The 16,696-nt window shown below is 57.7% G+C and carries 16 protein-coding genes; 2 read left to right on the top strand and 14 right to left on the bottom strand.

What is annotated here, in order from left to right:
• Positions 1 to 88 precede the first annotated feature (88 nt).
• Entirely contained in the window at positions 89 to 895 is an 807-nt protein-coding gene (locus tag PHQ58_RS07560; RefSeq protein ID WP_300109249.1) for a CbbQ/NirQ/NorQ/GpvN family protein, read from the top strand.
• A 30-nt stretch (positions 896 to 925) separates the two neighbouring features.
• Positions 926 to 3,223 (top strand): VWA domain-containing protein, encoded by a 2,298-nt coding sequence (locus tag PHQ58_RS07555; RefSeq protein ID WP_300109246.1) that lies wholly within the window; start codon positions 926 to 928, stop codon positions 3,221 to 3,223.
• Positions 3,224 to 3,428: 205 nt separating this feature from the next.
• Here PHQ58_RS07555 and PHQ58_RS07550 read toward each other — a convergent pair whose 3' ends face one another.
• The 14 genes from PHQ58_RS07550 to soxB all read right to left on the bottom strand — a co-directional run bounded on the left by PHQ58_RS07550 (position 3,429) and on the right by soxB (position 16,685).
• Positions 3,429 to 3,932, bottom strand: a complete 504-nt coding sequence (locus tag PHQ58_RS07550) for a ferritin family protein (RefSeq protein ID WP_300109243.1) — start codon at positions 3,930 to 3,932, stop codon at positions 3,429 to 3,431.
• Entirely contained in the window at positions 3,929 to 5,731 is a 1,803-nt protein-coding gene (locus PHQ58_RS07545) for an FAD-dependent oxidoreductase (protein WP_300109240.1), read from the bottom strand. The genes PHQ58_RS07550 and PHQ58_RS07545 overlap by 4 nt, the downstream gene beginning before the upstream one ends.
• Positions 5,732 to 5,733: 2 nt before the next feature.
• Positions 5,734 to 6,912, bottom strand: coding sequence for an NADH-quinone oxidoreductase subunit D (locus PHQ58_RS07540; protein ID WP_300109238.1), 1,179 nt, complete (start codon positions 6,910 to 6,912; stop codon positions 5,734 to 5,736).
• A 1-nt stretch (position 6,913) separates the two neighbouring features.
• Positions 6,914 to 7,444 carry an NADH-quinone oxidoreductase subunit C gene (locus PHQ58_RS07535; protein ID WP_300109235.1) on the bottom strand — a complete coding sequence of 177 codons (531 nt, stop codon included), beginning with the start codon at positions 7,442 to 7,444 and terminating at the stop codon, positions 6,914 to 6,916.
• 9 nt (positions 7,445 to 7,453) lie between these two features.
• Complete coding sequence (locus PHQ58_RS07530) at positions 7,454 to 8,095, bottom strand: NADH-quinone oxidoreductase subunit B family protein (protein ID WP_300109232.1); 642 nt, start codon at positions 8,093 to 8,095, stop codon at positions 7,454 to 7,456.
• A gap of 5 nt (positions 8,096 to 8,100) precedes the next feature.
• Positions 8,101 to 9,006 (bottom strand): respiratory chain complex I subunit 1 family protein, encoded by a 906-nt coding sequence (locus PHQ58_RS07525; RefSeq protein ID WP_300109230.1) that lies wholly within the window; start codon positions 9,004 to 9,006, stop codon positions 8,101 to 8,103.
• Positions 9,007 to 9,008: 2 nt separating this feature from the next.
• Positions 9,009 to 12,134 (bottom strand): proton-conducting transporter membrane subunit, encoded by a 3,126-nt coding sequence (locus PHQ58_RS07520; protein WP_300109227.1) that lies wholly within the window; start codon positions 12,132 to 12,134, stop codon positions 9,009 to 9,011.
• Positions 12,128 to 12,484, bottom strand: coding sequence for a sodium:proton antiporter (locus PHQ58_RS07515; RefSeq protein WP_300109224.1), 357 nt, complete (start codon positions 12,482 to 12,484; stop codon positions 12,128 to 12,130). Before PHQ58_RS07515 ends, PHQ58_RS07520 begins: the two co-directional genes overlap by 7 nt.
• Positions 12,484 to 13,182: a hydrogen gas-evolving membrane-bound hydrogenase subunit E gene (mbhE, locus tag PHQ58_RS07510; RefSeq protein ID WP_300109221.1), complete on the bottom strand. Its 699-nt coding sequence runs from the start codon at positions 13,180 to 13,182 to the stop codon at positions 12,484 to 12,486. Before mbhE ends, PHQ58_RS07515 begins: the two co-directional genes overlap by 1 nt.
• Positions 13,175 to 13,444, bottom strand: a complete 270-nt coding sequence (locus PHQ58_RS07505; RefSeq protein ID WP_300109218.1) for a hydrogenase subunit MbhD domain-containing protein — start codon at positions 13,442 to 13,444, stop codon at positions 13,175 to 13,177. The genes mbhE and PHQ58_RS07505 overlap by 8 nt, the downstream gene beginning before the upstream one ends.
• Positions 13,441 to 13,779, bottom strand: a complete 339-nt coding sequence (mnhG, locus tag PHQ58_RS07500) for a monovalent cation/H(+) antiporter subunit G (protein WP_300109215.1) — start codon at positions 13,777 to 13,779, stop codon at positions 13,441 to 13,443. The genes PHQ58_RS07505 and mnhG overlap by 4 nt, the downstream gene beginning before the upstream one ends.
• On the bottom strand, positions 13,779 to 14,039 hold the full coding sequence (locus tag PHQ58_RS07495; RefSeq protein WP_300109213.1) for a monovalent cation/H+ antiporter complex subunit F: 261 nt from the start codon (positions 14,037 to 14,039) through the stop codon (positions 13,779 to 13,781). Before PHQ58_RS07495 ends, mnhG begins: the two co-directional genes overlap by 1 nt.
• Positions 14,032 to 14,529 (bottom strand): Na+/H+ antiporter subunit E, encoded by a 498-nt coding sequence (locus tag PHQ58_RS07490; protein WP_300109210.1) that lies wholly within the window; start codon positions 14,527 to 14,529, stop codon positions 14,032 to 14,034. The genes PHQ58_RS07495 and PHQ58_RS07490 overlap by 8 nt, the downstream gene beginning before the upstream one ends.
• Positions 14,530 to 14,948: 419 nt before the next feature.
• Complete coding sequence (gene soxB, locus PHQ58_RS07485) at positions 14,949 to 16,685, bottom strand: thiosulfohydrolase SoxB (RefSeq protein WP_300109208.1); 1,737 nt, start codon at positions 16,683 to 16,685, stop codon at positions 14,949 to 14,951.
• Positions 16,686 to 16,696 lie beyond the last annotated feature (11 nt).

The raw sequence follows: 16,696 nt of genomic DNA, 5'->3' as shown, positions 1-16,696 counted from the left end.
AATGTCCGCAGTAGGTGCCACCGGATAAGCTCCCCGGACGACTATCCTCTGTAACCCGACTTCCAAAACGATCACACAGGAACCCGCAATGACAAACCTGGCACAGCAATACAGCATCACCCAAGAGCCCTTCTACCAGCCACAAAGCAACGAAGTGGCCCTGTATGAAGCCGCGTACAAAGCAAGGTTACCGGTCATGGTCAAAGGCCCCACCGGCTGCGGCAAATCGCGCTTTATCGAATACATGGCCTGGAAACTGGGCAAACCCCTCATTACCGTGGCCTGCAACGAAGACATGACCGCCTCTGACCTGGTCGGCCGCTACCTGCTGGAAGCCAACGGCACCCGCTGGCTCGACGGCCCACTGGCCACAGCGGCACGCATTGGCGCCATTTGTTACTTGGACGAAATTGTCGAAGCGCGCCAGGACACCACAGTGGTGATTCACCCCTTGACCGACCACCGCCGCCAGTTGCCGCTGGACAAAAAGGGCGAGCTGATCCAGGCACACCCCGACTTTCAACTGGTCATCTCCTACAACCCCGGCTACCAGAGCCTGATGAAAGACCTGAAACAAAGCACCAAACAGCGCTTTGTCGGATTTGACTTTGACTACCCCCCGCCCGAGTTAGAGGCCAGCATCGTCGCTACCGAGACCGGCCTTCCGTTAGCCGATGCCGTGCGGCTGGTCAAAATTGGTGGCACGGCGCGGGCGCTGAAGGGCCACGGGCTTGATGAAGGCATTTCCACCCGCCTGCTGGTGTATGCCGCTACGCTGATGCGGGGCGATGTGGCGCCGGTAGACGCCTGCCGCATGGCGCTGGTGCGGCCCATTACGGACGATGCCGACATTCGCGCCACGCTGGACCATGCCATTGATGCGGTGTTTGGCTAAAAGCGTCATGGCTTGCCGCGCTTGCTCACCATGACAAACCTCATCCACACCCCAATGGCCGTAGCGCCCAACGCTGAGCAACTGCAGATTTGGCGCGCACAGCTGGCCTGCGGCTTTCCCCAAGTGGCCGACGTGTTTGCCGCTTGCATGCTTGAAGCCAACGCCAAGCTGAGCGTTGAAGGCCTGGATGACTACCTGGCACAAGCCCGCTTTTTGGGCAAGATGGGGCGCGGTGCTGAGCCTGTGCTGATTTTTTTGCAGGAATGGCCCCGTGTGGCGCAGTTGGTGGGCGAAGACGCCTTGAGCCCAGTGATGGCGGCCGTCAAGCTGATCAACAAATCGCCCAACAGCGACGCCATTGCACCCTTTTTGCAGGCCCTGGCGCCAGTGGCCCGGCGGCTGCCCACACAGGCGCAGTTGCAGCACTACCTGGATTTGACCCTGATGTTGATGGAGCGCACCAGCAGCTCCATTCACGGCATCCACAAAACCTATGCCAGCCCCAGCCTGACTGTTTTTTTTGAAAAATCGCCCCAATTGCTTGAACTGCTCAGCCTGCAGGGCTTGAGCCACTGGGTGGACTACGGCATTCGCAACTACAGCCACCACCCCGAACAGCAGCGTGATTATTTTTCACTGACCTCTGCCGACAGCCGCGCCGTGCTGCAGCGCGAGCGCCACGGCACACTTTTGATGGACCACACCCGAGCGCTGGATTTGTACCTGCGCGCCCTATGGCAAGACGCGGATGTGCTGGTGCCCTACTCCACCGCGTTCAACGTGCAACGCCAGCCCATGCCCTACTTTGATGCCATGGGCATCCGCATGCCGGATGTGTATGACGAACGTGCCGGGATAAGCGGTCTGGACCGCTACCGCGCTGCGCTGGCCCACATCGCCGCGCACAAGCGCTGGAGCACCGCCATTTTTGGCGACAACTTCAGCCCGGCGCAGCGCATGGCGATTGAGTGTTTTGAAGATTCACGCGTTGAAGCTCTTGCCATGCGCGACTACCCCGGCCTGCGCCGCATCTTCATGGCCCTGCACCCGACACCCATAGAGGGCGCCTGCAACCCGGCCACGCATTCCTGCCTGCGCCACCGGTTGGCCCTGCTATCACGCGCGCTGCTGTCACCCACCTCGACGAATCCACTCAAACGGTTCGAGCAAGTGCAACTGACCGACTGGGTACAACGCTTTCACGCCCTGCTGGCGCAAGGAGAATCGAGCACGTCAGAGATGGCTGGCTTGGCCTTGAGTTATCTGGGCAAAACCCGTCTGCAAAGCGACCAGTTGCCCAACACCTGGTTCAAAGACACCGAGGTGGACTACCGCGACGACAACCGCCACCTGTGGCGCTTTCATGAACTCTCGGATGACGAAGAATCGTTCGAGGCGCCCGACCAAACGCCGCCCACGCAAGAGATTCAAAGCCTGCCACCCCGCCATTACCCGGAATGGGACTACACCAGCCAGACCTTCCGCCCCGACTGGGTCAGCCTGTACGAGCGGCTGCACCCCAGTGGCAACGCTGCCGACATTGACGCGCTGCTGGCCAAACACAGTGCGCTGACCAAACGACTCAAGCGCCTACTGGACTTACTCAAACCGCAAGACAAAGTGCGTGTGCGTTACCAGGAAGACGGCAGCGAATTGGACCTGGACGTGGCGATTCGCTCGCTGATTGACCTGCGCGCCGGTAGCCAGCCCGACCCACGCATCAACATGAGCCACACCACCGATGGCCGCAGCATTGCCGTCACCCTGCTGCTGGACCTGTCGCAGTCTCTCAACGAAAAAGCCCGTGGCTCCGATCAAACCGTGCTGCAGCTCAGCCAAGAAGCAGCATCCATGCTGGCTTGGGCCATTGAACAACTGGGCGACCCGTTTGCCATTGCCGGCTTTCATTCCAACACCCGCCATGACGTGCGTTACCTGCACCTGAAAGGTTTTGGCGAGCGCTGGGGGGATGATGTCAAGGCCCGACTGGCTGCCATGCAGGCCGGTTACAGCACCCGCATGGGCGCGGCCATGCGCCACGCAGCGCACACACTGGGCACGCAGCAAGCTGACAAAAAACTGCTGCTGGTGCTGACCGATGGCCAGCCGTCAGACATTGACGCGCACGACGAACGCCTGCTGATTGAAGACGCCCACCAAGCCGTGCGTGAGCTGGACAACCAAGGCATCTTCACCTACTGCATCAACCTGGATGCGGCGGCCGATGCTTATGTGAGCGACATTTTTGGCCGCCAGTACACGGTGATTGACAACATTGCAAGCCTGCCGGAGCAACTGCCCAAGCTGTTCATGGCGCTGACGCGATGAACTATTTTTACTATGTTATTTATAGCTGCTTGCGCATGTATATAAAAGGCTAGAAGCCTATTTTTTTATATAAAACAGCCACTCAACCCAGCCACGCCAAACTGCCCGTGACATCAACGAAACAAACCAACAGCCGCTATATTACTGATAGCTGCTTACGCATATTCATCAAGGGCTAGAGGCTTATTTCTTATATAAACAACCACTAAACCCCGCCACCCCGGTGTACGATTTGGTAGTAGAGCTTTTCCAGCTCCAGCTTGTGCGTGGTTTCTTCGCTGGCCAGAAACTGAAACAACTCCTGAATCGGGCCCTCCGGCGCGGTTTTGGCCAACTCGGTGTAATGCGTCATGGCAATGTGCTCGCGCCCCATGGCGTATTGCAGCACGGCCTGGTCATCCGGGTGCTCACCCAAGCTGGGCACATGCAGGCTGTCTGAGAACTTGCTGTCGCTGGCGGGCTGCTGGATGAGCAGCTTGACCTGCTCCGCCAGGTCTTCGCGCGCACTCAAGGTGTTCAGCAAGTCAAAGTGGCCCTGCTCTTCAGTCGCAAGTTCTTCCACCAAGTAGCGAATTTGCTTGCTCACTTTGGGGATCAGGTCGGTGTAAAAATCACGCGCATTGGCCTCAAAGCTGGTGGCCACTTGCAAAATCTCGGCCACGCTGGTGGTGTTGCGCAACACATCAATTCGACGAACGGCTTGGGTCATGCGGTCACCTCTATAGGAATCAAAGTTGAGTGAATGCTAGCGGCCACGCGGTGCCCGTCGGCGACTGCGGTCACCACGTCTGGCCCACGCACCATGTCGCCTGCGGCCCACAGCCAGGCTTCACTGGTGCGGCCACCCGCATCCACCTGCAAGCGGCCACGCTGCCAAACCAGTTGCTCGGTCAGCGCATCGCCCAGCAGGGATGCATCGGTCATCTGACCAATGGCTTCGACCACCATGCTGCCCGCATGAATTTGCTCGTCAGAGGCATCAAAGCTGGGGGCAAAGCGGCCTTGTTCGTCAAAAATGGCCTTGGCGCGCCAGGTTTTCAGGCCTGTCACCTTGCCGTCTTGCAGCATCACTTGTTGTGGCCCACGGGCATCGATGATGTGCACACCTTCTTCGCCGGCTTCCTTGATTTCATCCGCGTCAGCCAAAAAGTGCGCCTTGTCTTCCAGCGCGGTCAGGGTGACCTTGACCTCGCCATAGGCAGCCTTTTGCAGGCGTGCCAGCGTGCGGGCAATGTCCATGGCCACGTTTCCGCCGCCAATCACCACCGCTTCACGGGGTGTGCCGAAATCTTCACATGAAGTGGCCTGGCGCAGCAAATCGACCGCTTTGCGCACATCGGGGTGGTCACTGCCAGGTGTGCGGGTGGCGCGGCCCAGTTGCAAACCCAGGCCAAGCAACACAGCGTCGTGGGTGTTGTGCAGTTCATCGAGCGTGATGTCGGTGCCAATGCGCACATTGCAGCGAATGTCCACGCCCACTGAGCGGATAATGTCCACGTCTTCGTCAATCACGTCATAGGGCAGGCGGTATTCAGGAATGCCCCAGCGCGTCATGCCGCCGGGGGCATCCAGCGCCTCAAACACCGTGACGCTGTGGCCAAGCTTGGCCAGGTCAAACGCAGCGGTCAAACCTGCGGGCCCTGCGCCCACGATGGCGACTTTTTTGCCTGTGGCGGGCAAGTGCTTGCCGCCCACGATTTCGCGGCGGCGCTCAAACGGCACTTGGTCCATGATGTGGCGTTTGAGCCAACGAATGGCAATCGGGTCACCTTCATGGCGCGAGGCACATGAGGTTTCACACTTGTGGGTGCAAACCCGGCCACAGATGCCTGAGAACGGATTGGTTTCATACAGCAGCTCAATGCCACGCTCATAGTCGCCATCTCGCACAGCAGCGATGTACTGCGGAATTGACATGTGGGTGGGGCAAGTGGCAATGCACAGGCCGCAAGACACGCAGCGGTCGGCTTCCAGCTTGGCCTGCTCGACCGAGTAGCCGTCCACGATCTCGGCGAAGGAGCAAATGCGCGCCTCGGGGGCCATCTCATGCATCTCGATGCGATCAGGCTCAGTGAGGCGATGGCCTTCGGGGCGTTGGTAGCCCAGCTCGGCGTTGTCCCAATGTTTTTTGTCCACACCGGGTGTGAACCTGAATGCATCCGGGTCACTCTCGACCCAGGTGTAGGCGTTGCTCATGGTGAGCGAGCCGGTCATGCACACATCCACACACAGGGCGCACCAGCAGCAGCGGCCGTAGTCGATGTTGGGGCGCAGGCCAGAGTCGCCTTGCTTGGCAGAGATGCCTTCAACCGGCACCATGTCAATGGCACCGTTTTGGCAAATGGTTTCACAGGTGCCGCAACCAATGCATTTGACAATGTCGTTCTGGTGAAAACCACGGTAGCGCGGTGCGCCAGGGCGGTCGTTGAACGGGTCAGGAATGGTCACCGGGTCGCGGAAAACGTTTTTCCACGCAGTGAAGGGGGAGAGGACATCACGCACGCTCATGGCTATCTCTCGATCTCAGGCGGGTAGGTGTGCAGCGAAACCATCAGGGACGCCACATCGGAAATGTTCACGTTCACGATCATGCGCTCAAGCAGCGTCATGGCGTGGGTGTACGAGGGGCCGCGCACGTTGACCCGGCGCGGGTAGCCACTGCCATCGGTGACCAGGTAGTAGCCGTATTCACCGCGCGAACATTCACCACGAATGTAGGTCTCGCCACGCGGAATCTTCCAGTGCAGCACATTGGGCATGGGCGCCATCAGGGGACCGGTGCGGGGCATTTTGGCCAGCAGTTGGCGCACCAGGTCCAACGACATCAACAGGTCGCGCCGACGCACATCAGAGCGGGTGTAGATGTCGGAGTCATGGCCAATGACTGGCTCAAAGTCCAACTGGTTGTACACCAGGTAGGGCTGGTCCCGGCGCACATCCTTGGGCACACCAGCGCCACGGGCGTTGGGGCCAGTCACGCCATACATCTCCAGCCAGGCGGGGTCAATCACCCCCAGGCCGACGGTACGAGTTTTGAAGACCGAGTTGCAAAACATCACATCAAACACATCCTGCATGACGCGCTCAATCTCGCGCAGAGTCTCTTCCATGCGGCCATCAAAACCGTCAGGCAACCCATCACGCACGCCACCGGGGACGATGAACATGTGATAGATGCGGGCGCCGGTGAGTTCTTCAAAACGGTCCAGCATCAGGTCACGCACATAGGTGGTCCACTGCCCGATCACGCCCAGGCCCAAGGCACCGGCTTGGCCGCCCAGGTACATCAGGTAGCTGTTGATGCGGCCCATTTCCAGAATCAGGGTGCGAATCCAGTCCGAACGCTCAGGCGATTGGATGCCTGCGAGTTCTTCCACCGCAGCGGCGTAACAATATTCGTTGAAGTCTGGTTCAGGCACACAGATGCGGCAGACGATGGGGAAGCACTGAATAAAGATACGCCGCTCCATCAGCTTCTCAAAACCCCGGTGCAGGTAACCCACGTGGGTCTTGCCTTCTACCACCTCGTCACCACACACGGTGAGTTCCACCGACATATTGCCAGTGATGCCGGGGTGATTCGGGCCTTGCCAGAGCTTGAGGTATTTGCCGGAAGTGAGGTCAATGTCTTGCGAGCCATCGGCCTTGGTGGCCGGGTATTGGGAACGGTCGGGTGCAAACATGTTCATGTCAAAGCCCCTCGGGGTAGAGTTGCTGCTTCATGTGGGTGGCCGGGTCATGGGTTTGGCGACCGGGGCGCTGGTTGTAGTTGGCTTCGGCGTATTTTTTGGTGTCGAAGTCGCGGCGATACGGTGGAATGTCGTTCCAGCCTTCCAGAATGAACTCTTCGTTCAGATGCGGGCTGCCAGGAAAATCAATGCCAAACATTTCACGCAGTTCGCGCTGGTAGGTGGCCGCTGTGGGCCAGACATCGTGGATGCTGTCCATGCTGGCGCCCTCGCGGGCAATCATCACCCGCAAGCCCAGGTCAAGCTGCTTGGTGCGGTTGCACAGCAGGTAGGTGAGCTGAAACTGGCCCTCTTCAAGCCAGTCCACCGCTGTGAGCAGAATCAGGTGGGTGAAGCCTTCGGTGCGCTGCAGGTGCATCAGCGTGGCGCGCAAATGGTCTTTGGGCACCGTGACGAAGCCCAAGTTGGGTCGCTGCAGCGTGAGTTCTCCCACGGGGAACAGCGCCTGTAGTTTGGTGTGGAGGTTTTTCATCATCACGCCCTACCAGCTGTAGTCCGGCATGTCCCAGTCGTGAATGACACGTTTCTGGTTGGCCTTGTACCACTCAAAGTTTTCCGCATACTGGTTGGCGCCCTCGCCTTTGCCAGCACGAATGATTTTTTTCAAATCCATGAAGCCTTGCAGCAGGGCTTCGGGACGTGGCATGCAGCCGGCAATGTACAAATCCACCGGCATGTAGTCGTCCAACCGTTTGATGGTGTTGTAAGAATCCCAGTACATGCCGCCGTTGATGGTGCAAGAACCCAAGCCCACCACATATTTCGGGTTTTGCATTTGCTCATAGGCACGAATGGCACGTTTGAGCGTTTTCACCGACAAATAGCCCGAGATGATGAGCAGGTTGGCCTGACGCGGTGTGGGCCGCCACGCCACACCGTAGCGGTAGGCGTCAAAGCGCGGCGTCATCAGCGGGCGCATTTCAATGGCGCCACAACCGGTGCCAAAGCCAAGAATCCAGATCGACTTGGAACGTGCCCAGTTGAACAGGTCTTCGACAATTTTCAGATACGCCGGAGGCTGGACCGAGGGCGGCGCTTCGCAAAAATACTCACGCATGGGGTCAACTTCAAACTTGACACCATCAGGGCCCTGGACCACACGGATTTTGAGTTCTTCTTTCATGTCAACTACACCAATACGATTGAAAGGATGCCCAGCGGCACAGCCCAGACCAAGAACCAGCGAATCGACTGCTCGACCCGAAAGCGCGGGAAACACACACCCACAAAGGCCGACCACATGTAGATCAGGAACACCTTGAAGAAGAAGGTCGGCCAGTCAGTGGCACCACCAAAAAACAGATTCATGTAGATCACGATCTTGGCCACCGGGAAAATCGCCCGGTTGGTCTGCATCAAAGCCAGATACGACGAGTGGTACTCGGTAGGCGGCCCGATCGGGATTTCTTGCGGGGCAATCACCACGTCAAAGGGTGGACGCATCATGGAGCCCAAAAACGACAGCATCGCGGCCGCCACTGCCAACGGGTTGGTAAACACCGTCCAATGCATGAAGCCGCCCTGCTGCGCCGCCACAATGGCCGTCACCGACAGTGTTTGGTATTGCAAGGCCACAGAGAAAATAGCCAACGCCAGCGGCAGCTCCGATGTTGTCACCTGGGCCAAACCGCGTGACACACCAATGGCTGCATGGGGGTGGCCGCTTTCACCTGCGCCCAAGGCCATGCCAAGCGTGCCAAAAAAGATGAAGTACAGCGCCAGGATCAGGTCGCCGGCAAACGACAGGTTGGAAAACATGTATGAGCCGTAAATGGACGGCACAAACAGCAGCAGCCCCACCCCACCCGACAAACGGAACACCGGGCCCAGGTAGAACATGACCCCATGTGTGATGGATGTGCGCTGACCATAGTTTTTGAACATGTCCACGTAGTTCTGCCAGATCGGAATGCCATGGCGGCGACCGACGCGGGCCGCTATTTTTTGAATGAACGCATTCATGAGGAAGCCGAAGTTGACGACGATGAACAGCGTCAAAAAGGCATAAGGGATTTTCATCCAGTCAAATGACATGGTCAGGCTCCCATCCGGAAAAGTGAGGCGATCAAGACGAAGGCCAGAAAGTGAAAGGCGTAGCTCTGGCCGTTGCCGTTGTACAAACGCCGCGACAAATCAGCACCGGTGTGCAGCACATCGGTCAGACCAGCCCAGAATCGGGTGGCAAAGGGTTGCACCAGAAAGCCAAGCGCCTTGCGGTAGGGGGCGAAGAAGTTCCAGGCAAAGTGGGTGGTTTCCGGGCGGAACGGCCGCTCAGCAGAGAACACAATGTTGAACTGCTTGACCTTCTGGGCCTTGCGGTCGACAAACAACAGCCAGGCAAACAGCGTACAGAAAATCACCGCAATGATGATCATGATGGCCACCGGATTCCAATAGCCGTAGGCACTGGTGATCTCATTGCCAGCCCAGCCCAGACCACCGGTAGGGAAAAACTGGTTGAGGTAAGTGTCCACACGTTTAAGCGCAATGCCGGGGAAGATGGCAAACGCAATCAGCAAGCCGACATAAATCATTTGCGGCAGCACCACCCAGAACGGGGCCTCCTTGACACGGCGCAACTCGTCTTTAAGCTGCCCCAGGAAGATGGTGTGAATCAGGCGGAACAGGTACAAGAAGGCCACCGGACCCGCCAGAAAAATCAGCACCATGGGCAAGCGCACGTCAGCGGTCATGATGGCGTTGTAAAAAATCCAGCGGCCACCAAAGCCCGACAGCGGCGGCACACCCGAGACAGCGATGATGCCGATCAGCGTGGCAATGAACGACAGCGGCATCAAGGTGATCAGGCCGCCCATGCGGTACATCTCACGGGTGCCGGTGCGCTTGGCCACGCCACCCACGGACAGGAACAGCATGGCTTTGTAGATGTAGTGGTTGATGACAAACATCATCGCCATCAACCAGCCCAGATGGTTCATCAAGGCCAGGCCAAACATGGCGTAGCCCATTTGGCCAATGCTGGAGTAGGCCAGCAAGCGCTTGGCATCTTCCTGGAAAATTGCCATGAGGTTGCCCAGCAAGGCGGTCAGCGCTGCCACCCAGAGCAATACGTGGGTCAGCTCAACGCCATAAAGCTGCTGCTTGCCCATGGTCATCAGCAATACAAACAATCCATACAACCCGGCTTTGAGCAAGATGCCCGAGACCATCGGGGAGACATCGGTCTCAGCCTCGGCGTGCGCTCCGGGAAGCCAGATGTGCAGGCCAATCGCCGCCGTTTTGGTCATGAAACCAATGGCCAACAGCAGAAAAACCCAAGGTGCAAGTGGTGCCACCAACTGGCTCAGGGCCGCTACCTCAAACTGCTGAGCACCCTGCGCGGCCAACGCGAAGCCTGACAAGATCAAGAACGCGCCACCCAAGGAAAACAAGATGTAAGACAGGGCGTGCGGCTCGGAATGCTTGCCACGCAAGATCAAAAAGTAAGACCCTACCGTTAACAGTTCCCAGGCGGCAAAGAAGCTGAACGTGTCGGTGGCACGAATCAACATGGCCAGCCCGGCATACATCAGCATCGCGGCCGGGTAGAAGCCAACCCGGCGGCCATGAGCGTCAAAACTTGCCAGCAAGGTGATCGATCCGCCAATCAGGAAGATGACGATGAAAATCAGCTTGAGCGGGTCGTACTCGGTGTAGGTGAGCGCAAAAAAGGCCACCATGCCAGCGATGGCCACGATGTTTTTAACCCAGGCGGGGAGCCAGTCCAGAAACAAGAACGACAAGGCAAACAGCAAAGGCAGGGTCAGCAACAAATTGGCATGGCCAGACAACTCGCCCCAGACAAAGCCCAGCGCCCAAGCCGCTGCAGCCGCCACTAGCACAGGCAGCAACTTGTTCAAGGTGCAGGCCGCTTTGTCCTCGGCTTGCTCGCGCTTGATGATGTAGCCAAACCAACGGAACAGGTAACCCGCCTCGACCAACGCACCCAGGAGAACCAGTGCCAGCAGGGCCAGGCGGCCTTCACCCGCCAGCAAGCGCACCAAGTCCCATTTGGCATAGAACCCCGGAAATGGTGGCAAGCCCGACAACATGCAGATGAAGGTGACAAACGCAAAGATCAGCAGCGGACGGCCACGCAGCGCCGTCCAGTCCGTGAGCGCGCGACCCTTGACCAGGCCTGACAGCCAGTAGAGCCCGGCCTTGGCCACGGCATGGGACAACAAAAGGCCCATTGCCACAAACGATGTGCTGTCACCCAAAATGTCGCGCTGCCCCAGCACCGCCAGCACCAGGCCGGTTTGCGCAATGGAGGAATAACCCAGCAAACGCCGGTCGTTGGTTTGCGGCAGCGCGAAGATGTTCGCCGCCAGAAACGTGATGACGCCAATGCCAGTGGCCATTGGCAGCCACTGCGGGCCACCAATCAGCAGCAGTTTGTCGACTGCATACAGGGCGGCAGCGCCTGAAGCCGCTGAGAAAATGGCAGAAAACGACGGATGGGCTGATTCATAAATGTCAAGCGCCCAGCCATTGGCAGGAAACGGCTTCAGTTCAGCCACCACCGCCACGAACATCAGGAAAAAAGCCATCACGCCGCCCGTGCGCATGAGCAGCGATGCATTGGCCATGCCGTCAATGTTGAGGGTGCCGGTGGCATGGTAGGCAAAGATGATGCCAATCAGCAAAAACACCGAGATCACCTGCGAAACGATCAAATATTTAAACCCGGCGGCCAGCGCGCGCTTGTCTTCAGACAGCAAGACCAAGCCAGCGGTAGAAATCACCACCAGTTCAAAGAACACAAACAGGTTGAAGATGTCACGCGTCAAAATAATGCCGCACAGCGCCATGATGGCAATGATCAGCACCGCCATGGCGCGCCGCCCCAGCTTGAACAAGGACTCTTTCATGTACACGGCCGACAGCAAACCGGTCAGGTTGACCAACAGGGTGAGCGCCGCCTCAGGCAGGCCCATGCGCAAGTTGATGGAAAACGGCGGCTCGGCACCGGCGGTATAAATTTCGACGGGGGCCGCGTGGCTTGAGACAAACACCCAAAGCCAGCCAGCCGACACCCAGGCCATGAAGCCCAGTGCTACCAGCGTGACCGCATAAGCGGCACCCTTGCGCTCTTCTTTGAGCAAACCCAGGGCGAAGGCCGCAGCCAGCGCGGCCGCAATGAGGTAAAGCGCGCTTACCATTTCAGCTCCGTGTAATGCGCAATGTCGAGCGTGCGCTTGGTCTCGTAAAGCTTGTAGATGTAGGCCAGCATGAGCGCCGTCACACCCACACCGATCACGATCGCGGTCAGTACCAAGGCTTGTGGCACCGGGTCAATGATGCGGGCTGCCGCCTCGCTGGCCTTGACGGCGGCATCGATGATGGGCGCGGTGCGCCCCTGCATGTAACCCACCGCAATGATGACCAGGTTGACTCCGGTGTCTGCAATGGTGAAAGCCACCACCATGCGCAGCAGATTGCGCTGGGTCAGGGCGCCGTAAAACCCGATCAGGATCAAAAGAAACCCCGTCGCCATTGCCATATGCGCCATCACAAAGCCTCCGTCTCAGACAAATTGGCCAGCACCCCGGACAGCTCAGCGCCCACCTTCAGCCCGACCAGTGAATAAATCAGGGGAATGGCACCGGCAGAGAAAAGCGCGCCCAACTCACCCGTGGGCAAGAACCGATTGTCCAGAAACCCCCCTGCCAGAACCAAGCCAAGCAAACCCGCCACCACAAAGGCCAGACCTGCCAGCGATTCAATGACGGAAATCAGGCCGTGCCCAATGTGCTTGAGCGGGTCAGCCAGCAACAGCAGCAGCACGCCGGATGCCATGATCGCCCCGCCCTGAAAACCACCGCCTGGCGTCAGGTGGCCGTTCACAAACACATAGACACCCAGCAACATGATGAGCGGGGCCAGAAAGCGGCTGCCGGTGGTCAGCAATTCGCCCACGGGCGTCAGTGGCTGCGCGGTTTTGGTGGCAGAGCGGCCCAGTGCCAGAACCAGCCCAACAATGGTGGAGGCCAAGAACAACACAGTGACCTCGCCCAAGGTGTCCAAACCACGGTAGGTGACCACAATGGCCGTCACGATGTTGGCCGCACCGAGCGCCGTGGGTGCGTTGTCTGCGTAGTATTTTGCAGTCAGGTTCAGCTCGGCATCGGGTTGGTAACCCAGCCAGAGTGACAAAAATATGCCGCCAATGCCAGCGAGCAAAAGCAAGGTGAATAAGCGTTTAACCACGTTCGTCTCCATCTTTTTCACCAGCGCGAACCCGCCCCAGCACAAAGAAAAACAGGAAGGTGGTCAGGCCGCTGCCAATGGCAGCCTCAGTCATGGCCACGTCAGGCGAGGCCATGATCAAAAAGACCACCGAAGCCACCAGACTGACCAAGCCGCTGGCAAGAATAGCCACGGGCAAACTTTTGCCCCTGATGGCCACCAGCGCCGCGCCCACCATGGCGATACATAACACGGCGGTCATGATGCTCATCAAGTCACTCATGATGTCTCCCCGGTGTCTTCTGCCAACCTATCCACACTTGTTTTAGGTGATTTGGTCGCGCCAGTGCGGTGTGCCGCGCGGGCCATGACCTGGGAAGAAAGCGGGTTGGTGAACAAGATGAACAAACCGATCAGTAACAGCTTCAAACCCCAATCAGGCTGCAGACACGCCGCGCCGCCAAGGCTCAGCAAGGTGCCCAAGGTGGTGGCTTTGGTGCCCGCCTGAATCCGGTTGAACACGTCAGGCATGCGCACCAGGCCCAAACCACCCAAAAGCAGGAATGCCGCACCGGCCACCAGCAGCACGCCACCCAAAATACCAAGCATCGAATCCATCACAAGCCCCTCTCAAGGTAGCGGGCAACCACGATCACCCCGAGGAATGACAGCAACGCGTATACCAGCGCCACATCCAGATAGATGCCACGCCCCTGGACAAACGCAATTTGTACGATGGCTGTCACCGCAATGATGGTCAGCACGTCAAAAGCCACCACCCGGTCTGCTACCGACGGCCCTTTGAGAAAACGGTAAAGGGCCAGCAGAAACGCCACACAGGTCAGGCTGGCTGCCAGATAAACCAGTGAATCAACCATACATCACCTCCAGATAGCGCTCGAAACCGGCCACGATGCTGGCAGTGGCTGCCTCTACGTCATCAGACTCCACCGTGACCCAGTGCACATAAATCCATTCGCCCACCAGATCAACCGTCAGGGTGCCAGGCGTCAAGGTGATGGAGTTGGTCAACAGCAAACGGCCCATGGGGCTTTTGAGTTTGGTGCGGACTTTGACGATGCCGGGGTTTAACGGCAACGCAGGTAAAAGCACGATGCTCGCCAATTTCAAGTTGGACTTGACCAGCTCTTTGAGAAAATAGAAGACGTAAAAAACGCTGGTGACCAGCGCGCGCGGGGTAAGCCGCAACTCAGACAACACCCCCAGCCCGCCACGAAACATAAGTGCAATGACGAAGGCAGCGATGGCCCCTACCAGCAGAACGTCTTGGGAAACGGTGCCGTTGAGCAAAATCCAGAAAAGAAAAAGGGTGGTGAACAGCACGGCCTGTTCTCGCGCTTTGCTCATCATTGAATCCTTTGTTTGGCCTGTTTCACCAGGGAGTGACACTTTGCAGAAGTGCCCTTCAGTGACTGGCATGCAATAAATAAGTACATGCGCATATTTTTATGCGGGTTTACCAGCATAAGCTTGACCTTAATCAAACAAATTAAAAGTAGCCGTGAGGAACCCTGATCTCCGTTTGTGATGCCCCGCAAAGGCCATCTGCGTGAGCGTCACCCATCTTTCTCTGTTGTCAATATGCTATTGAAAATATAGTGATTAGCGCTTACTAATAAAGGGCTAGAAGCTAATTGCTTACGTAAGCGACCAACACCTCACAGACTACTAATAAATAGCAAATAACCCAATAACAACGGGGGCCAGAGGCTGATTTCTTATAAATCAACCTCTGGCCCCCGAGGGCGTTAAACAAACGTCAAAAATCAGACTGTCGCGTAGCCTGGGTTAGGTAAAGCGCCAATGATCTTGGGTGCATTGAGCTTGCGCTTGGACACCTTGCCACCACGCGCAGCAAGCCATGTTTCCACCACTTCCCAGACTTGTTTGTTACCCTGAGTTCGGGCCTCTTCAGCCACTGGCGCCCAACCAGCCACCTTGTATTTTTTGTCGGCATCAATCAGTTTGCCACCAATGCGCATGTCGCTGATGCGTTTGCCCATGCTCTCCAGTGGGCTACAGCTGTAGGACAGACCGCCCACGCGTACCATGTCACCGCCCTGCTGGTAATACGGGTCAGGATTGAACAGGTTGTCGCACACATCTTCCAGCACGGTCTTGATGGTGGCACCGGTCATCTCGGACACAGTCGCGTAAGAGTAGGTCGTGGCGGTCATGTCCAGCAGCCACTCGCGGGTGATGGCCTGGCCGGGCAGCAACGTCGTGCCCCAGCGGAAACCGGGCGAAAACGCCAGGTCGGCGCCCTGCACTTCCATCAGCGCATCCACCAGCAACTGGTCACCCGTGCCGTTGAAGTTGCCACGGCGGTACAAAGTGCCTTCAGTGACTGCCAGCTTTTCATTCAACTTGGCTTCATACGGCGCGCGAATTTTGGTGATAAGCGCATCCATTTCCTGGTCAGCAGGCAGCATGTTGGCAAAAATAGGCAGCAGCTTGTAGCGGAAATCGGTGACTTTCTTGTCTTTGACATCAAAGTCAAGCACGCCGAGAAACTTGGCGTTGGAGCCGGCATTGGTTACCAGGGTTTTGCCACCCTTGTTGCTGATAATGCTGGCCACCGGCATGCCGTCATGCGTGTGGCCGCCCATGATGGCGTCAATACCGCTGACACGGCTGGCCATTTTCAGGTCCACGTCCATGCCGTTGTGGCTGATGACCACGACAACCTGCGCGCCTTTGCCACGGGCCTCATCAACCATCTTCTGCATGTTTTCGTCTTGAATGCCAAAGGCCCAGTCCGCCACCATGTAACGTGGGTTGGCAATGGGGGTGTAGGGGAATGCCTGGCCAATGATGGCGCAAGGCACACCATTGATTTCACGGATCACATAGGGCTTGAAGACCGGGTCGCCAAAGTCGTTTGTCTTGACGTTTTGCGCGACAAAATCAATCTTGCCGGCAAAGTCTTTTTCGACGATTTCTTTCACCCGCTCCATGCCCAGCGTGAATTCCCAGTGGCCTGTCATCACGTCCACACCCAGCAATTTGCAGGCATCAACCATGTCCTGGCCATTGGTCCACAGCGCCGTACCCGAACCTTGCCAGGTGTCGCCACCGTCAAGCAAAAGCGCACCAGGGCGGCTGGCCTTCATGCGTTTGACCAGGGTAGCCAAATGTGCAAAACCACCCACCTTACCGTAACGTTTGGCAGCCTGCTCATAGTCCAGATAGGTCAGCGCGTGGGCCTCAGCCGTGCCGGGGCGTACTTTGGACACTTTCAGCAGATGCTCACCCACCAGATGGGGCAATTGCCCCTTCATGCTGCCAATGCCCAAATTGATGCTCGGCTCGCGGAAATGAATCGGTTTGAGCTGCGCGTGGCAGTCGGTCATGTGCAAAAACGACACATTGCCAAATTTTGGAATGTCGTAGAGGCCGTTGACCGCCGTGGCCATGTCCTTTTGTGCATAAGCGCTCAGCCCCATGCCTGCCATGGTGCCAGCGCCCAGCACCTGGAAAAATTCGCGTTTGGTTAAATTCATTGTGTAAACAC

Origin of the sequence: Rhodoferax sp. (genome assembly GCF_028688795.1) — a bacterium.
Lineage (GTDB): Bacteria > Pseudomonadota > Gammaproteobacteria > Burkholderiales > Burkholderiaceae_C > Rhodoferax.
The sequence above is the reverse complement of the archived record's forward strand: the minus strand, read 5'-3'. Positions and strand labels throughout refer to the sequence as shown.